The following is a 17,358-nucleotide window of genomic DNA, read 5'->3' as shown; positions in this document are numbered from 1 at the left end:
GCAGCGCCACCCGGCGAAGGTCACATCGTCAGCGGATTACACTCTTCTCGCCGTAACATCTGACACAAGGCAATCAGCGGTAACCCCACCAGGGTGTTCGGATCCCGACCGTCCAGCTTGTCGAACAGCGCAATCCCCAGCCCCTCACTTTTAAAGCTCCCCGCGCAGTTCAGCGGACGCTCACGACGCACATAATCCATAATCTCTTGCTCGCTGAGATGGCGGAAGTGTACGTCGAACGGCTCGCACTCCGTTTGCAGATGGCCTGACGCGGCGTTATAGAGGGCGAGGCCCGTATAGAAGGTCACGATAGTACCGCGCGCGCGCAGAAGCTGCTGGCAGGCATTTTCCTCTGTATGCGGCTTGCCGGTGATTTCGCCGTCCATTACGCAAACCTGATCCGAGCCTATAATCAAATGCGAAGGATAGCGTGCGGCCAGCGACTGCGCTTTCTCCTTAGCAAGACGCGTCACCAGATGGCGCGGTGACTCGCCCGGCTGTGGCGTCTCATCCACGTCTGGTGCAGCGCATTCAAACGGGATCCCGAGCTTTTCCAGCAGCATTCGGCGGTAGGGAGACGTGGAAGCAAGGACGAGATTTGGCATATTTTTATCACCAGATATAGCGTATCGATGCCAGCCATTTTAAACTACAGGCCGCAATGTGTGCGAATAATTGGCAAAAGGCAGCTCTGGTTGCCTTTTTCTTTGACTCTATGACGTTACAAAGTTAATATGCGCGCCCTATGCAAAAGGTAAAATTACCCCTGACTCTTGATCCGGTACGTACGGCTCAAAAACGCCTCGATTACGAAGGTATCTATACTTCCGATCAGGCTGAGCGTATTGCCGAATCCGTAGTCAGTGTGGACAGTGATGTAGAATGCTCCATGTCGTTCGCTATCGACAACCAGCGCCTCGCCGTGTTAACCGGTGATGCAAAGGTGACGGTAACGCTCGAGTGTCAGCGTTGCGGGAAACCGTTTGTACAGCATGTTCACACAACGTATTGTTTCAGTCCGGTTCGTTCTGACGAACAGGCTGAAGCACTCCCGGAAGCGTATGAGCCGATTGAGGTTAACGAATTCGGTGAAATCGATCTTCTGGCTCTGGTTGAAGATGAAATCATCCTCTCCTTGCCAGTCGTTCCGGTGCATGATTCTGAACACTGTGAAGTGTCCGAGGCGGACATGGTCTTTGGGGAACTGCCTGATGAAGCGCAAAAACCAAACCCATTTGCCGTATTAGCCAGCTTAAAGCGTAAGTAATTGAGGAGTAAGGTCCATGGCCGTACAACAGAATAAACCAACCCGTTCCAAACGTGGCATGCGTCGTTCCCATGACGCGCTGACTGCAGTTACCAGCCTGTCTGTAGACAAGACTTCTGGTGAGAAACACCTGCGTCACCACATCACCGCTGACGGTTTCTACCGCGGCCGCAAGGTTATCACTAAGTAATCACGCGTCAGCGTGATTAGGCTTAGTGAGGAGCTCCCCGTGCAAACGGGGAACTTACCGAACCAGGCTGCGACGATACCTTGACACGTCTAACCCTGGCGTTAGATGTCATGGGGGGAGATTTTGGCCCTTCCGTGACAGTGCCTGCAGCATTGCAGGCACTGAATTCTAATTCGCAACTCACTCTTCTTTTAGTCGGCAATCCCGACGCAATCACGCCATTACTTGCAAAAGCTGACTTTGAACAACGTTCACGTCTGCAGATTATTCCTGCGCAGTCAGTTATTGCCAGTGATGCCCGACCCTCGCAGGCGATTCGCAACAGCCGCGGCAGCTCGATGCGGATAGCGCTGGAGCTGGTGAAAGAAGGACGAGCCCAGGCTTGCGTCAGCGCGGGTAATACCGGCGCGCTGATGGGACTGGCGAAATTGTTGCTTAAACCGATTGACGGTATTGAGCGCCCGGCGCTGGTGACGGTGTTGCCGCATCAGCAGAAGGGCAAGACGGTGGTGCTTGATTTGGGCGCGAACGTCGATTGTGATAGTACAATGCTGGCTCAGTTTGCCGTAATGGGATCGGTGCTGGCAGAAGAAGTGGTCGGGATCAATACTCCCCGTGTTGCGTTACTGAACATTGGTGAAGAAGAGACCAAAGGCCTGGACAGCATTCGCGAAGCAGCTGAATTGCTCAAACAGGTTCCCTCCATCAACTATATTGGTTATCTCGAAGCCAATGAGTTGTTGACGGGTAAAACGGATGTTCTGGTCTGCGATGGCTTCACCGGAAACGTAACGTTGAAGACCATGGAAGGGGTCGTGCGGATGTTTCTTTCTCTGCTGAAATCACAGGGAGAGGGCAAAAAAAGCGCCTGGTGGCTGATTTTATTGAAGCGTTGGTTACAAAAGAGCCTGACGCGGCGATTCAGTCACCTCAACCCCGACCAGTATAATGGCGCCTGTCTGTTAGGATTGCGCGGCATCGTGATTAAGAGTCATGGCGCCGCCAATCAGCGAGCATTTTCTGTCGCCATTGAACAGGCAGTGCAGGCGGTGCAGCGACAAGTCCCTCAGCGGATTGCCGCTCGCCTGGAATCTGTATTAGCTAAAAGTGACTGAGCGTACATGTATACGAAGATTTTAGGTACCGGCAGCTACCTGCCAAAACAAGTGCGTACCAACGCCGATCTGGAAAAAATGGTAGATACGTCTGACGAGTGGATTGTCACGCGCACAGGTATCCGTGAACGTCGTATCGCCGCGCCAGACGAAACCGTGTCCACCATGGGTTACGAAGCCGCACAGCGTGCTATCGAGATGGCGGGCATTGATAAAGAACAGATCGGTTTGATCGTGGTGGCCACGACGTCTGCTACACATGCTTTCCCAAGCGCGGCATGCCAGGTGCAGAATATGCTCGGCATTAAAGGTTGCCCGGCGTTTGACGTTGCCGCTGCGTGCGCAGGTTTTACCTATGCGCTGAGCGTTGCCGATCAGTACGTGAAGTCCGGAGCCGTCAAATATGCGCTGGTGATCGGTGCTGACGTGCTGGCGCGTACCTGCGATCCAACCGATCGCGGAACGATCATTATTTTTGGTGATGGTGCGGGCGCGGTGCTGCTGGGGCAGTCCGAAGAGCCGGGTATCATCTCTACGCATCTGCATGCTGATGGCAGCTACGGTGAGCTTTTGACCCTGCCTAACGCCGATCGCGTTAATCCGGACAACTCGATTTACCTGACCATGGCAGGGAACGAGGTGTTCAAGGTGGCGGTGACTGAGCTTGCGCACATTGTTGATGAAACGCTGGAAGCGAATAACCTTGAGCGCTCCGCGCTCGACTGGCTGGTGCCGCATCAGGCGAACCTGCGTATCATCAGCGCGACCGCGAAAAAGCTGGGCATGTCGATGGATAACGTTGTGGTGACGCTGGATCGTCACGGCAACACCTCTGCGGCGTCAGTACCGTGCGCATTTGATGAAGCGGTACGCGACGGGCGAATCAAACGGGGCCAGCTGGTCTTGCTTGAAGCCTTCGGTGGCGGGTTCACCTGGGGTTCCGCGCTGGTTCGTTTCTAGGATAAGGAATAAAAAATGACGCAATTTGCTTTTGTGTTCCCGGGGCAGGGCTCTCAAACCGTTGGGATGTTGTCTGAAATGGCAGCACACTATCCGGTCATTGAAGAGACTTTCCGTGAAGCTTCTGATGCACTGGGTTATGATTTATGGGCGCTGACTCAGCAGGGCCCGGCCGAAGAACTGAACAAAACCTGGCAGACACAGCCAGCGCTGCTGACAGCGTCCGTTGCACTGTGGCGTGTCTGGCAGCAGCAGGGCGGTAAAGCGCCAGCGCTGCTCGCGGGCCATAGTCTGGGTGAATACTCAGCGCTGGTCTGTGCCGGTGTGATCGCGTTTGCTGACGCCGTACGTCTGGTGGAACTGCGCGGTAAATTCATGCAGGAAGCGGTGCCAGAAGGCACAGGTGGCATGTCTGCTATCATCGGTCTGGATGATGCTGCGATTGCAAAAGCGTGTGAAGAATCTGCTGAAGGGCAGGTGGTTTCACCGGTTAACTTCAACTCGCCGGGCCAGGTGGTTATCGCTGGTCATAAAGAAGCGGTTGAGCGTGCCGGTGCTGCCTGTAAAGCTGCTGGCGCGAAACGCGCGCTGCCGCTGCCGGTCAGCGTGCCGTCCCACTGTGCGTTAATGAAGCCAGCCGCCGAGAAACTGGCGGTTGAGCTGGAAAAAATTACGTTTAACGCACCGACGATTGCCGTTGTGAACAACGTCGATGTGAAATGCGAAACCGCGCCGGAAGCTATCCGCGACGCACTGGTTCGCCAGCTCTACAGCCCGGTACAGTGGACCAAAACCGTTGAGTTTATGGCCGCTCAGGGCGTTGAGCATCTGTATGAAGTCGGCCCAGGGAAAGTCCTCACCGGTCTGACGAAACGTATTGTTGACACCCTGACAGCCTCGGCGATTAACGAGCCGGAAGCGATGTCAGCGGCACTCTCGCAATAAAAGAGGAATACCATGAGTTTTGAAGGAAAAATCGCCCTGGTGACTGGCGCAAGCCGCGGTATCGGGCGTGCAATTGCTGAAACACTGGTTGCGCGCGGCGCGAAGGTGATTGGTACAGCAACCAGCGAGAATGGCGCGCAGGCCATCAGCGAGTATCTGGGTGCGAACGGTAAAGGTCTGGTACTGAATGTGACCGAACCAGCATCTATCGAATCTGTTCTGGAAAATATTCGCGCAGAGTTTGGTGAAGTGGATATTCTGGTCAATAATGCCGGGATCACTCGCGACAACCTGCTGATGCGAATGAAAGATGACGAGTGGAACGATATTATCGAAACCAACCTGTCATCTGTATTCCGTCTGTCAAAAGCGGTAATGCGCGCTATGATGAAAAAGCGTCATGGTCGTATTATCACTGTTGGTTCTGTGGTTGGTACCATGGGAAATGCTGGTCAGGCTAACTACGCTGCGGCGAAAGCAGGTCTGATCGGTTTCAGTAAATCGCTGGCGCGTGAAGTCGCGTCCCGCGGGATTACTGTAAACGTTGTTGCTCCGGGCTTTATTGAAACGGACATGACGCGTGCGCTGACCGATGAGCAGCGTGCGGGTACACTGGCGGCAGTTCCGGCGGGGCGTCTTGGCGATCCTAAAGAAATCGCCAGTGCGGTTGCATTTTTAGCCTCTGACGAAGCGGGTTACATCACTGGTGAGACCCTCCACGTCAACGGCGGGATGTACATGGTTTAATCACGATCGAAAATATTTGCGTTATTAGGGCAAATGGCCTCAAAATAACGTAAAATCGTGGTAAGACCTGCCGGGATTTAGTTGCAAATTTTTCAACATTTTATACACTACGAAAACCATCGCGAAAGCGAGTTTTGATAGGAAATTTAAGAGTATGAGCACTATCGAAGAACGCGTTAAGAAAATTATCGGCGAACAGCTGGGCGTTAAGCAGGAAGAAGTTGTGAACTCCGCTTCCTTCGTTGAAGACCTGGGCGCAGATTCTCTTGACACCGTTGAGCTGGTAATGGCTCTGGAAGAAGAGTTTGATACTGAGATTCCGGACGAAGAAGCTGAGAAAATCACCACCGTTCAGGCTGCCATTGATTACATCAACGGCCACCAGGCGTAAGTGAACATCTCCAGGCGGTCATTCGACCGCCTGAGTTTTATCTTTTTTAGTCCCACGAATCTCTTTTTTTATCCCTCCCTGGAGGACAAACGTGTCTAAGCGTCGTGTAGTTGTGACCGGACTTGGCATGTTGTCTCCTGTCGGCAATACCGTAGAGTCCACCTGGAAAGCTCTCCTTGCCGGTCAGAGCGGCATCAGCCTAATCGACCATTTCGATACTAGCGCCTATGCAACGAAATTTGCTGGCTTAGTAAAGGATTTTAACTGTGAAGAGATCATCTCGCGCAAAGAACAGCGCAAGATGGATGCCTTCATTCAATATGGAATTGTCGCTGGCGTTCAGGCCATGCAGGATTCTGGCCTTGAGATTACGGAAGAGAACGCAACCCGTATCGGCGCTGCTATCGGCTCCGGGATTGGCGGTCTTGGCCTGATCGAGGAAAACCATACATCGCTGATGAATGGCGGACCGCGTAAGATCAGCCCGTTCTTCGTTCCGTCCACGATTGTTAACATGGTGGCAGGTCACCTGACCATTATGTTCGGCCTGCGTGGGCCAAGCATTTCTATCGCTACCGCGTGTACGTCTGGCGTGCATAACATCGGCCAGGCCGCGCGTATCATTGCGTACGGCGATGCAGATGCTATGGTTGCGGGCGGTGCTGAAAAAGCCAGTACCCCATTGGGTGTTGGTGGCTTTGGTGCAGCGCGTGCGCTTTCTACCCGTAACGATAATCCTCAGGCGGCGAGCCGTCCGTGGGATAAAGACCGCGATGGTTTCGTGTTGGGTGACGGCGCAGGTATGCTCGTGCTGGAAGAGTACGAACATGCGAAAAAACGCGGTGCGAAAATTTATGCTGAAGTCGTTGGCTTTGGTATGAGCAGCGATGCTTATCACATGACCTCTCCTCCGGAGAACGGTGCGGGTGCTGCGCTGGCGATGGAAAACGCGATCCGTGATGCGGGTATTACCCCAGCGCAGATTGGCTACGTTAACGCTCACGGTACCTCTACGCCAGCAGGCGACAAAGCTGAAGCGCAGGCTGTGAAGTCTATCTTCGGCGAGTCTGCCAGCCGCGTACTGGTTAGCTCCACGAAATCTATGACCGGTCACCTGCTGGGCGCGGCGGGTGCAGTAGAGTCCATCTACTCTATCCTTGCGCTGCGCGATCAGGCTGTTCCGCCAACCATCAACCTGGATAACCCGGATGAAGGTTGCGATCTGGACTTCGTTCCTCATGAAGCGCGCCAGGTTAGCGGTATGGAGTACACCCTGTGTAACTCCTTCGGCTTTGGCGGCACGAATGGTTCTCTGATCTTCAAAAAGGTCTGAGCCTGACGGCCCGAAAGCTATAAAAAAAGGTCCGCTTGCCGGGCCTTTTTTATTAAGCCTAATCTTCTTGTCGGTTGCATGGCATCCTGCCAGACTAAACGCCCACGCATAAGGAGCCACCATGTTTTTAATTAATGGCCTTGAGCAAGACACGCTGCCGGCAAGCGACAGGGCGACGCAGTTTGGCGATGGCTGCTTTACGACTGCGCGTATTCTGGAAGGCGACGTGTGCTTGCTTGATGCACACCTCCGCCGTTTACAAGACGCCTGCCAGACGTTACTGATCCCTTTTACGCAGTGGGAAATTCTTGAACATGAGATGCGTCAGCTGGCGTCAGGTAAAACCAGCGGTGTCTTAAAAGTTATCATTAGCCGAGGCAGCGGTGGGCGGGGGTACAGCGGTGCCGCCTGTCAGCATCCAACACGTATTCTCTCTGTTTCAGCTTATCCTGCTCACTATGCGCGCTGGCGTGAAGAGGGCGTGACGTTGACGCTGAGCCCGGTGCGGCTGGGGCGAAACCCGATGCTTGCCGGACTAAAACATCTTAACCGCCTTGAACAGGTGCTTATTCGTACTCATCTTGAACAGACGGACGCCGATGAGGCGCTAGTCCTTGACAGCGAAGGGTTCATTACGGAATGCTGTGCGGCTAATTTACTCTGGCGGAAGGGCCGTGAGGTCTTCACCCCTTCGCTGGCGCAGGCTGGCGTTAACGGCATCATGCGCCAGTTTTGTTTGCAACAGCTGGCACATGCAGGCTTTCGCGTTGTCGAAGTAAACGCGAAGGAAGAGGCGCTGCTGTCCGCCGATGAAGTTGTGATCTGCAATGCGTTGATGCCTGTTATCGCCGTCCGTGCGTATGACCAACAGCGCTGGTCTTCGCGCGAGCTGTTCCAGTTTTTAGCCCCGATATGTGAGCAAACCAGATAGTCATGAAGAAAATGTTGCGTTTTGTCCTTCTCCTTATTATTGCGCTGGTCATTGCTGGCGGAGCTGGAGTATGGAAAGTCCGCCAGCTGGCGAACAGTAAAATCTTGATTAAAGACGAGACGATTTTTACCCTGAAAGCCGGTACCGGGCGGATGGCGCTGGGCGAGCAGCTTTACGCGGATAAGATCATTAACCGTCCTCGTGTGTTCCAGTGGTTATTGCGTATTGAGCCTGACCTATCTCACTTCAAGGCCGGTACCTACCGCTTTACGCCCGGCATGACCGTCAGGGAGATGCTGCAACTGCTGGAAAGCGGTAAAGAAGCCCAGTTCCCGCTGCGTTTTGTCGAAGGGATGCGCCTGAGCGATTACCTCAAACAGCTGCGCGATGCGCCGTATATCAAACATACCCTGAAGGACGACAGCTACCAGACGGTGGCCGACGTGCTCAAGTTTGAGCATCCTGAATGGGTGGAAGGCTGGTTCTGGCCAGATACCTGGATGTACACCGCAGGCACGACCGATGTGGCGATTCTGAAGCGGGCGCACAAAAAAATGGTCGCCGCCGTGGATGCCGCCTGGGAAGGGCGAATGGATGGTTTACCTTATAAAGATCAAAATCAGTTTGTTACCATGGCCTCGATTATCGAAAAAGAGACCGCCGTTGCTGCTGAACGCGATCGGGTGGCGTCAGTATTTATCAATCGTCTGCGCATTGGTATGCGCCTGCAAACCGACCCTACCGTCATCTACGGCATGGGAGAGAACTATACGGGCAAGATTTCCAGAAAAGATCTGGAAACGCCAACGGCGTATAATACCTACGTGATTAGCGGTTTACCGCCTGGCCCGATTGCCACGCCGAGCGAGGCTTCTCTCAAAGCCGCCGCGCACCCGGCGAAAACACCGTATCTCTATTTTGTGGCTGATGGAAAAGGGGGGCATACCTTTAACACCAACCTTGCCAGCCACAATCGCTCTGTTCAGGACTATCTGAAGGCACTTAAGGAAAAAAATGCGCAGTAAATACATTGTCATTGAGGGACTCGAAGGGGCGGGTAAAACCACTGCCCGCAACGTAGTGGTGGACACGCTGAAATCGCTTGGCGTCGCCGACATGGTCTTCACCCGCGAGCCGGGCGGTACGCAACTTGCGGAGAAACTGCGCAGCCTGGTGCTGGATATTAAATCCGTTGGCGACGAAGTTATCACTGACAAAGCCGAAGTGTTGATGTTCTACGCGGCGCGCGTACAGCTGGTTGAGACGGTGATCAAACCCGCGTTGGCCGAGGGTAAATGGGTGATCGGCGATCGCCACGATCTGTCGACTCAGGCCTACCAGGGCGGGGGACGCGGTATTGACCAGACGATGCTGGCAACGCTGCGCGATGCCGTACTGGGTGATTTTCGCCCCGACCTGACCCTCTATCTGGATGTTACGCCGGAAGTGGGCCTCAAGCGCGCCCGCGCGCGCGGCGAGCTGGACCGCATTGAACAAGAGTCCTTTGATTTCTTTAACCGCACCCGTGCGCGCTATCTTGAGCTGGCGGCACAGGATAGCGCTATTCGTACCATCGATGCGACGCAGTCGCTGGATGACGTCACGCACAACATCCAGCAGACCGTTACGCAGTGGGTACAGGAGCAGCAGGCATGAAATGGTATCCATGGTTGCGTCCGCACTTTGAGCAGCTGATCGGCAGCTATCAGGCGGGGCGGGGGCATCATGCGTTACTGATTCAGGCATTGCCAGGGATGGGGGATGAGGCGTTAATTTATGCCCTCACCCGTTTTCTGATGTGCCAGCAGCCGGAAGGGCACAAAAGCTGTGGTAAGTGCCGCGGCTGCCAGCTGATGCAGGCGGGCACACATCCTGACTACTACACCCTTGAGCCTGAGAAGGGCAAGAGCGCGCTGGGTATTGATGCCGTGCGTGAAGTCAGTGAAAAATTGTACGAACATGCGCGCCTGGGTGGCGCTAAGGTCGTCTTGCTCAAAGACGCCACCCTGCTGACCGAGGCGGCGGCTAACGCCCTGCTTAAGACTCTTGAAGAGCCGCCGGAAAAAACGTGGTTTTTCCTCTCGTGCCGCGATCCGGGACGATTGCTGGCGACGTTGCGCAGCCGCTGCCGTCTTCATCACCTTGCGGTGCCTCAGGAATCATGGGCGCTGAGCTGGCTGGAGCGAGAGGTGACAACGTCACCTGAAAGTGCGCTGTCAGCCTTGCGCCTGAGCAGCGGCGCGCCCGCGGCGGCGCTGGCCTTGCTGCAACCTGACGTCTGGTCACAGCGAGAAGCGCTCTGCCGGGCCGTTGAAGCGGCGCTGAATAACAACGACTGGCTAAGCTTACTCCCGACACTTAACAGCGATAGTGCCGTTGAGCGTCTGCACTGGCTGGCCGCGTTGCTGCTGGATGCCCTTAAAATTCAGCAAGGGGCAACGCTGCTGACTAACCCTGACGCGTGGCCACTGGTGAGTACGCTGGCGAACCGCCTCTCCGGCGCGATTCTTCACGCGATGCTTCATGAAGTTTGCCAGAGCCGCGAACAGCTTTTAACCGTGACGGGTCTTAATCGCGAGCTTTTACTGACCGACCAGTTACTGCGTATTGAACATTACCTGCAACCCGGCGTCACACCGCCAGTTTCCCATCTCTGAGAGAGACATTATGTTTTTAGTCGACTCACACTGCCATCTTGATGGCCTGGATTATCAATCCCTGCATAAAAACGTGGATGACGTGCTGGAAAAAGCCGCTGCCCGCGATGTGAAATTCTGCCTTGCGGTGGCGACGACGCTGCCGGGTTATCGCACCATGCGTGAGCTGGTGGGCGTTCGCGACAACGTGGTGTTCTCCTGCGGCGTGCATCCGCTGAATCAGGACGAGGCGTATGACGTTGATGAACTGCGCCGACTGGCAGCAGAAGAGGGCGTGGTGGCGATGGGGGAGACCGGCCTGGACTATTTTTACACGCCGGAAACGAAACCGCGACAGCAGGAGTCCTTCCGCCATCATATCCGTATTGGCCGCGAACTGAACAAGCCGGTCATTGTGCATACCCGCGATGCGCGTGCCGATACCCTGGCGATCCTTCGGGAAGAAAACGTGACGGATTGCGGTGGCGTACTACACTGTTTCACAGAAGACAGAGAAACGGCGGGTAAACTGCTTGATTTAGGGTTTTATATTTCGTTTTCCGGGATCGTGACGTTCCGTAACGCTGAGCAGCTCCGGGATGCCGCGCGTTATGTTCCGCTCGATCGCATTCTGGTGGAGACAGACTCTCCGTATCTGGCCCCGGTACCGCATCGCGGTAAAGAGAACCAACCGGCGATGACGCGAGACGTGGCTGAGTACATGGCCGTACTGAAGGGCGTCAGCATCGAAGAGCTGGCCCGCATGACCACGGAAAACTTCTCAACGCTGTTCCATATTGACCCCGCCCGCCTGCAATCTGTCTGATACACCTGTTTTTTTTAGGCTCGTAATTAATAAATAAAACGAGTAAAGTTCACCGCCTCATTTGGGGCGGTGAGGGTGTTTTTAGACACATCCGGACACGCTTTTTGTAAATAACTGAAAGTTTTTCGACCGCCTTAAGCTGAAACGTGATAGCCGTCAAACAAACTCAGAGGGAATTATTTTACTCTGTGTAATAAATAAAGGGCGCTTAGATGTCCTGTCCACGGCACGGTACTCCCCCCGGGCCAATGCGTGAAAGCGTAAAAAAAGCACAAATACTCAGGAGCACTCTCAATTATGTTTAAGAATGCATTTGCTAACCTGCAAAAGGTCGGTAAATCGCTGATGCTGCCAGTATCCGTACTGCCTATCGCAGGTATCCTGCTGGGTGTCGGTTCTGCTAACTTCAGCTGGCTGCCAGCCGTAGTGTCCCATGTGATGGCCGAAGCAGGCGGTTCTGTCTTTGCTAACATGCCACTGATCTTCGCGATCGGTGTGGCTCTGGGCTTCACCAATAACGACGGCGTATCTGCGCTGGCTGCAGTGGTTGCTTACGGCATCATGGTGAAAACCATGGCTGTGGTTGCGCCGCTGGTTCTGCATTTACCGGCAGAAGAGATCGCCGCGAAACACCTGGCGGACACCGGTGTTCTGGGCGGTATCATTTCCGGTGCGATTGCAGCGTACATGTTCAACCGCTTCTATCGCATCAAGCTGCCTGAGTACCTGGGCTTCTTCGCGGGCAAGCGTTTCGTTCCGATCATCTCTGGTCTGGCAGCGATTTTCACTGGCGTGATCCTGTCCTTCATCTGGCCACCAATCGGCTCCGCTATCCAGACCTTCTCTCAGTGGGCTGCTTACCAGAACCCGGTTGTGGCGTTTGGTATCTACGGCTTCATCGAGCGTTGCCTGGTGCCATTCGGTCTGCACCACATCTGGAACGTTCCATTCCAGATGCAGATTGGTGAATTCACCAACGCAGCAGGCCAGGTATTCCACGGCGATATCCCACGTTACATGGCGGGTGACCCAACTGCAGGTAAACTGTCTGGTGGCTTCCTGTTCAAAATGTACGGTCTGCCAGCAGCGGCGATTGCTATCTGGCACTCTGCTAAGCCAGAGAACCGTGCAAAAGTGGGCGGTATCATGATCTCCGCAGCGCTGACCTCGTTCCTGACCGGTATCACCGAGCCGATCGAGTTCTCCTTCATGTTCGTTGCGCCGATCCTGTACGTTATCCACGCGATTCTGGCGGGCCTGGCGTTCCCAATCTGTATTCTGCTGGGTATGCGTGACGGTACGTCCTTCTCTCACGGTCTGATCGACTTCATCGTTCTGTCCGGTAACAGCAGCAAACTGTGGCTGTTCCCAATCGTGGGTGCGTGCTATGCCGTTGTTTACTACACCATCTTCCGCGTGCTGATTAAAGCACTGGACCTGAAAACCCCAGGCCGTGAAGATGCGACAGAAGACAGCAAAGCGGGCGCGACCAGCGAAATGGCTCCGGCACTGGTTGCCGCGTTCGGCGGTAAAGAGAACATCACTAACCTGGACGCGTGCATCACTCGTCTGCGTGTGAGCGTTGCCGACGTCGCGAAAGTAGACCAGCCGGGTCTGAAAAAACTGGGCGCAGCGGGCGTGGTTGTTGCAGGTTCTGGTGTACAGGCAATTTTCGGTACGAAATCCGATAACCTGAAAACCGAAATGGATGAATACATCCGCAACAACTAAGCTGTGACCTGGGGAGACTAAGGCAGCCGAATGGCTGCCTTTTTTATTTCTGTCTTAAAAAAATGCAGCAGCACGCTTTAACGGTCACTCTTCGTTCAGCTGATGAACATTCAGGAAAGAAATCGAGGGAGGAGGTTGAAAGGACAGGAGAAACTCGCTCATACTCTTGAATTGTGTCACGCACTCAACCAGAGCGTGTGTTAACAGCAATTGCTCGCGCCAGATTAAACAAAAAAGGAAAAGGTCATGGCTGAAGAAACGATTTTCAGTAAAATTATCCGTCGCGAAATCCCGTCGGATATCGTCTATCAGGATGAACTGGTAACGGCTTTCCGGGATATTTCCCCTCAGGCCCCGACGCACGTCCTTATCATTCCCAATATTCTGATTCCGACCGTAAACGACGTAAAAACCGAGCATGAAGTGGCGTTAGGTCGTATGCTGACGGTGGCCGCGAAAATCGCTGAACAGGAAGGCATTGCAGAAGACGGTTACCGTCTGATCATGAACTGCAACCGTCATGGTGGCCAGGAAGTTTATCATATTCACATGCATCTGCTGGGTGGACGTCCTCTGGGGCCGATGCTGGCACATAAAGGTCTTTGATATGCGTAAAGGGCGTATTGCAGCGCTGGTATTGACGATGATGATTGTGGGGTGCAGCTCGCGCCCGGCGATCCCCGTGAACGATGAACAGACGCTGGTGATGGAATCCTCCGTGCTTGCCGCGGGCATCACGGCGCAACAACCCGTGCTGACCATCAGTGAAATCAATTCCTCTGCCTCCTCTACGCTCTTTAATGAAAGACATGAACCCGTGACGGTCCACTACCGTTTTTTCTGGTATGACGTAAGAGGTCTTGAAATGCATCCGCTGGAGGCGCCGCGCAGCGTCACCATTCCGGCCAGATCGTCGGTAACGCTCTATGGCAGCGCCAACTATCTGGGTGCGCATAAGGTGAGACTTTATCTTTATCTCTAAGGGGTGAACCTTGATTAAAAACTTGAGCCGCTATGCGCTCGTGACAGCTTTCGCGCTGTTCCTGGCGGGGTGTGTGACCCGAACTGAACAGCCAGCGCCTGTGGAAGAGGCGAAACCGGGCACTGAACAGCCGACACAGCCAACGCAGCCGCAGCCAACCGTGCCGTCTGTGCCGTCTATTCCGTCACAGCCTGGCCCGATTGAGCATCCGGACCAGACGTCGCAGCCCACGCCGCGCGTGCGCCATTACGACTGGAACGGCGCAATGCAGCCCATGGTCGGCAAAATGCTGCAGGCACAGGGCGTGACGGCAGGCAGCGTGTTGTTGGTCGATAGCGTGAACAACCGTACCAACGGTTCGCTGAACGCGGGTGAAGCGACAGAAACGCTGCGCAATGCGCTGGCAAACAACGGTAAGTTTACGCTGGTCTCGGCTCAGCAACTCGCGGTAGCCAAACAGCAGCTGGGCCTGTCGCCGCAGGATAGCCTCGGCACACGCAGCAAGGCGATCGGCATTGCCCGTAACGTTGGCGCACAGTATGTGCTGTACTCTAACGCCACCGGTAACGTGAATACACCGGCCCTGCAGATGCAGCTGATGCTGGTTCAGACAGGCGAAATTATCTGGTCAGGTAAAGGTGCGGTTACGCAACAATGACAGCACGCGTGAAGAGATTCTGACGCGCTATTTTCCTCAGTACCGCCTTATCGCGCCGCAGGCCCACTCCGGGCTTGGCGGCGCGAGTTGCATTATAGCGCAGGGGGAACGACGCCTGGTCTTGCGGCAACATCACGACCCCTATGCGCCTGCCTCCCATTTCCGTCGTCAGTTTCGCGCCCTGAGGCGTCTTCCGTCAGATCTCGTGCCTGCCCCCCGTTTTTTCAGAGAGAGCTGGATGGCCGTCGACTATCTGGACGGTGACGTGAAAAGCGCGCTGCCGGACACGCCGACGCTCGTGGCAATGCTGTATCATCTGCACCGGCAGCCACGTCTGGGATGGCGAATCACGCTATACCCGCTGCTTGAACGCTACTGGCAGCAGGCCGCGCCAGACAGACGCACTCCAGTGTGGCTGGCACATCTCAAGCGGTTGCGTAAAGCAGGCGAGCCGCAGCCGATTCGGCTATCGCCGCTGCACATGGATGTTCATGCCGGAAATATTGTGCATACGGCAGAGGGCATCAGGCTCATCGATTGGGAATACGCCGGAGATGGCGATGTGGCGCTTGAGCTGGCAGCAGTCTGGACGGAGAGTGACGACGCGCGGCAGACGCTTATCAGGAACTACGCCGAGGTGGCGCACATTGACGCCGACGCGCTGAGGCGTCAGGTCAAACGCTGGCGGCCATGGGTCGTCATGTTAATGGCTGGCTGGTTTGAAATGCGCTATCAGCAGTCAAGAGACAAACATTTTATTGCGCTGGCAGACGATGCCTGGCGTCAGTTATAAACGAAAGGATAAGAGAGGTGGATGTGGGTCCAGTCATGTTGGATGTAGAAGGGTTTGAACTGGATGCGGAGGAGCGTGAAATTCTGGCGCATCCGCTGGTGGGGGGCCTGATCCTGTTTACCCGCAACTATCACGATCCGGCGCAGCTGCGCGAGCTGGTGCGCCAGATCCGCGCCGCGTCGCGCAACCATCTGGTGGTCGCCGTCGATCAGGAAGGCGGCCGCGTGCAGCGCTTTCGCGAAGGGTTTACCCGCCTGCCGGCAGCCAAGTCTTTTGCCGCGCTGCTCGGCACGGAAGAGGGCGGGACACTGGCGCAGGAGGCCGGCTGGCTGATGGCCAGTGAAATGATTGCCATGGATATCGACATCAGTTTTGCCCCGGTTCTGGACGTGGGGCATATCAGCGCCGCCATTGGCGAGCGCTCGTACCATGACGATCCGCGCATTGCGCTGGCCATGGCGACCCGCTTCATTGACGGCATGCACGATGCCGGGATGAAAACCACCGGGAAACACTTCCCTGGCCACGGGGCGGTAACGGCGGACTCGCATAAAGAGACCCCGCGCGATCCGCGCCCGGAAGCGGAAATTCGCGCCAAAGATATGTCGGTGTTCAGGTCGCTTATCACCGACAACAAGCTGGATGCCATCATGCCTGCGCACGTGATTTACAGCGACGTTGACCCACGTCCTGCCAGCGGCTCTCCGCACTGGCTGAAAACCGTTCTGCGTCAGGAGCTGGGCTTCAATGGCGTGATTTTCTCTGACGATCTATCAATGGAAGGGGCGGCGATTATGGGCAGCTACGCTGAACGCGGCCAGGCGTCGCTGGATGCAGGTTGCGATATGATCCTGGTCTGCAATAATCGTAAAGGTGCCGTTAGCGTGCTGGATAACCTGTCGCCGATCAATGCAGAGCGTGTTACACAATTGTATCATAAAGGTTCATTTAGCCGTCAGGAGCTGATGGATTCGGCGCGCTGGAAGACGGTCAACGCCCGGCTTGAAGACCTGAATGAGCGCTGGCAGGCACATAAAGCCAGCCTGTAAACCCTCCCGGAAGGCGTAGCGTGGTGAGAAGACGATGATTATCTATTTACACGGTTTTGACTCAAACAGTCCTGGTAATCATGAGAAGGTGTTGCAGCTGCAGTTTATCGATCCGGATGTCCGGTTGATCAGCTACAGCACGCGCCATCCGAAGCATGATATGCAGCACCTGCTCAAAGAGGTGGACAAGATGTTGCAGCTCAACGTCGACGATCGCCCGCTGATTTGCGGCGTGGGGCTGGGCGGCTACTGGGCGGAGCGGATTGGCTTCCTGTGTGACATCCGCCAGGTCGTATTCAATCCCAACCTTTTCCCGAACGAGAACATGGAAGGCAAGATTGACCGCCCGGAAGAGTATGTCGATATTGCGACCAAGTGCGTCAGCAATTTTCGGGAAAAAAACCGTGACCGCTGCCTGGTGATCCTGTCGCGTAACGATGAGGCGCTCAACAGCCACCGGGCGGCAGAACTGCTGCATCATTACTATGAAATTGTCTGGGACGAAGAACAGACCCACAAGTTTAAGAATATCTCCCCGCATCTGCAGCGCATCAAAGCCTTTAAAACGCTGGGCTAAACCACAGCCTGCCACTTCAGAAACCCGGTCGCGAACGCGCACCGGGTTTCTTTTTGTCCAGAATTGTCTACTTTTAAGCCATCAAAACTTGATGCATATCAATTTTGGTATGACCAATGCGCCTGACGTGGTATTCTCAATGCACCTGAATGGTTTCAGTGCTGTAACCTGTTGTTAATTAAGGGTTATTTTTATAACTTTTAATTAACAATTGGTTAATAATTTGA

At 54.8% G+C, this 17,358-nt stretch carries 21 protein-coding genes; 20 read left to right on the top strand and 1 reads right to left on the bottom strand.

The window, feature by feature from the left end; all coding sequences use genetic code 11:
* Nucleotides 1-20: 20 nt before the first annotated feature.
* Nucleotides 21-605 (bottom strand): Maf family protein, encoded by a 585-nt coding sequence (locus ACVCAM_RS18100; RefSeq protein ID WP_039266134.1) that lies wholly within the window; start codon nt 603-605, stop codon nt 21-23.
* Between the two features lie 140 nt (nt 606-745).
* On the opposite strand from ACVCAM_RS18100, the gene yceD reads away from it, so the two are divergent.
* The 20 genes from yceD (at nt 746) to ycfP (ending at nt 17,131) form a co-directional block, all read left to right on the top strand.
* Nucleotides 746-1,267, top strand: a complete 522-nt coding sequence (yceD, locus tag ACVCAM_RS18095) for a 23S rRNA accumulation protein YceD (protein ID WP_021240759.1) — start codon at nt 746-748, stop codon at nt 1,265-1,267.
* Between the two features lie 16 nt (nt 1,268-1,283).
* Nucleotides 1,284-1,457, top strand: coding sequence for a 50S ribosomal protein L32 (gene rpmF / locus ACVCAM_RS18090; RefSeq protein ID WP_003857964.1), 174 nt, complete (start codon nt 1,284-1,286; stop codon nt 1,455-1,457).
* An 80-nt stretch (nt 1,458-1,537) separates the two neighbouring features.
* Complete coding sequence (gene plsX / locus ACVCAM_RS18085; protein ID WP_021240758.1) at nt 1,538-2,572, top strand: phosphate acyltransferase PlsX; 1,035 nt, start codon at nt 1,538-1,540, stop codon at nt 2,570-2,572.
* A gap of 6 nt (nt 2,573-2,578) precedes the next feature.
* On the top strand, nt 2,579-3,532 hold the full coding sequence (locus ACVCAM_RS18080) for a beta-ketoacyl-ACP synthase III (protein WP_008500797.1): 954 nt from the start codon (nt 2,579-2,581) through the stop codon (nt 3,530-3,532).
* Nucleotides 3,533-3,547: 15 nt separating this feature from the next.
* A complete protein-coding gene (fabD, locus tag ACVCAM_RS18075) occupies nt 3,548-4,477 on the top strand; it encodes an ACP S-malonyltransferase (RefSeq protein ID WP_008500796.1) in 930 nt (309 codons plus the stop codon).
* A 12-nt stretch (nt 4,478-4,489) separates the two neighbouring features.
* Entirely contained in the window at nt 4,490-5,224 is a 735-nt protein-coding gene (gene fabG / locus ACVCAM_RS18070) for a 3-oxoacyl-ACP reductase FabG (protein WP_008500795.1), read from the top strand.
* A gap of 154 nt (nt 5,225-5,378) precedes the next feature.
* On the top strand, nt 5,379-5,615 hold the full coding sequence (acpP, locus tag ACVCAM_RS18065; RefSeq protein WP_003857954.1) for an acyl carrier protein: 237 nt from the start codon (nt 5,379-5,381) through the stop codon (nt 5,613-5,615).
* A 91-nt stretch (nt 5,616-5,706) separates the two neighbouring features.
* Nucleotides 5,707-6,948: a beta-ketoacyl-ACP synthase II gene (gene fabF / locus ACVCAM_RS18060; protein ID WP_008500794.1), complete on the top strand. Its 1,242-nt coding sequence runs from the start codon at nt 5,707-5,709 to the stop codon at nt 6,946-6,948.
* A gap of 121 nt (nt 6,949-7,069) precedes the next feature.
* On the top strand, nt 7,070-7,879 hold the full coding sequence (pabC, locus tag ACVCAM_RS18055) for an aminodeoxychorismate lyase (RefSeq protein WP_045352899.1): 810 nt from the start codon (nt 7,070-7,072) through the stop codon (nt 7,877-7,879).
* A gap of 2 nt (nt 7,880-7,881) precedes the next feature.
* Nucleotides 7,882-8,904 (top strand): cell division protein YceG, encoded by a 1,023-nt coding sequence (yceG, locus tag ACVCAM_RS18050; protein ID WP_407223235.1) that lies wholly within the window; start codon nt 7,882-7,884, stop codon nt 8,902-8,904.
* Entirely contained in the window at nt 8,894-9,535 is a 642-nt protein-coding gene (tmk, locus tag ACVCAM_RS18045) for a dTMP kinase (RefSeq protein WP_008500791.1), read from the top strand. The genes yceG and tmk overlap by 11 nt, the downstream gene beginning before the upstream one ends.
* Complete coding sequence (holB, locus tag ACVCAM_RS18040) at nt 9,532-10,536, top strand: DNA polymerase III subunit delta' (RefSeq protein ID WP_008500790.1); 1,005 nt, start codon at nt 9,532-9,534, stop codon at nt 10,534-10,536. Before tmk ends, holB begins: the two co-directional genes overlap by 4 nt.
* A 10-nt stretch (nt 10,537-10,546) precedes the next feature.
* Complete coding sequence (locus ACVCAM_RS18035; RefSeq protein WP_407223236.1) at nt 10,547-11,341, top strand: metal-dependent hydrolase; 795 nt, start codon at nt 10,547-10,549, stop codon at nt 11,339-11,341.
* A 297-nt stretch (nt 11,342-11,638) separates the two neighbouring features.
* Nucleotides 11,639-13,072, top strand: a complete 1,434-nt coding sequence (gene ptsG / locus ACVCAM_RS18030) for a PTS glucose transporter subunit IIBC (protein WP_008500788.1) — start codon at nt 11,639-11,641, stop codon at nt 13,070-13,072.
* Between the two features lie 246 nt (nt 13,073-13,318).
* Nucleotides 13,319-13,678, top strand: a complete 360-nt coding sequence (hinT, locus tag ACVCAM_RS18025) for a purine nucleoside phosphoramidase (protein ID WP_008500786.1) — start codon at nt 13,319-13,321, stop codon at nt 13,676-13,678.
* Nucleotide 13,679: 1 nt separating this feature from the next.
* The gene (locus tag ACVCAM_RS18020) at nt 13,680-14,054 is read left to right on the top strand and encodes a YcfL family protein (protein WP_008500785.1); all 375 of its coding nucleotides are present in this window, start codon (nt 13,680-13,682) and stop codon (nt 14,052-14,054) included.
* A gap of 10 nt (nt 14,055-14,064) precedes the next feature.
* Complete coding sequence (lpoB, locus tag ACVCAM_RS18015) at nt 14,065-14,712, top strand: penicillin-binding protein activator LpoB (RefSeq protein WP_008500784.1); 648 nt, start codon at nt 14,065-14,067, stop codon at nt 14,710-14,712.
* On the top strand, nt 14,693-15,505 hold the full coding sequence (gene thiK, locus ACVCAM_RS18010; protein WP_032667300.1) for a thiamine kinase: 813 nt from the start codon (nt 14,693-14,695) through the stop codon (nt 15,503-15,505). The genes lpoB and thiK overlap by 20 nt, the downstream gene beginning before the upstream one ends.
* A gap of 23 nt (nt 15,506-15,528) precedes the next feature.
* Nucleotides 15,529-16,554, top strand: coding sequence for a beta-N-acetylhexosaminidase (gene nagZ, locus ACVCAM_RS18005; protein WP_407223787.1), 1,026 nt, complete (start codon nt 15,529-15,531; stop codon nt 16,552-16,554).
* Between the two features lie 34 nt (nt 16,555-16,588).
* Entirely contained in the window at nt 16,589-17,131 is a 543-nt protein-coding gene (ycfP, locus tag ACVCAM_RS18000; RefSeq protein ID WP_008500781.1) for an alpha/beta hydrolase YcfP, read from the top strand.
* Nucleotides 17,132-17,358: the final 227 nt, after the last annotated feature.

It is taken from the genome of Enterobacter sp. CFEC122 (assembly GCF_052983755.1).
Note: the sequence above shows the minus strand (reverse complement) of the source record. Positions and strands in the feature narration are given on the sequence as shown.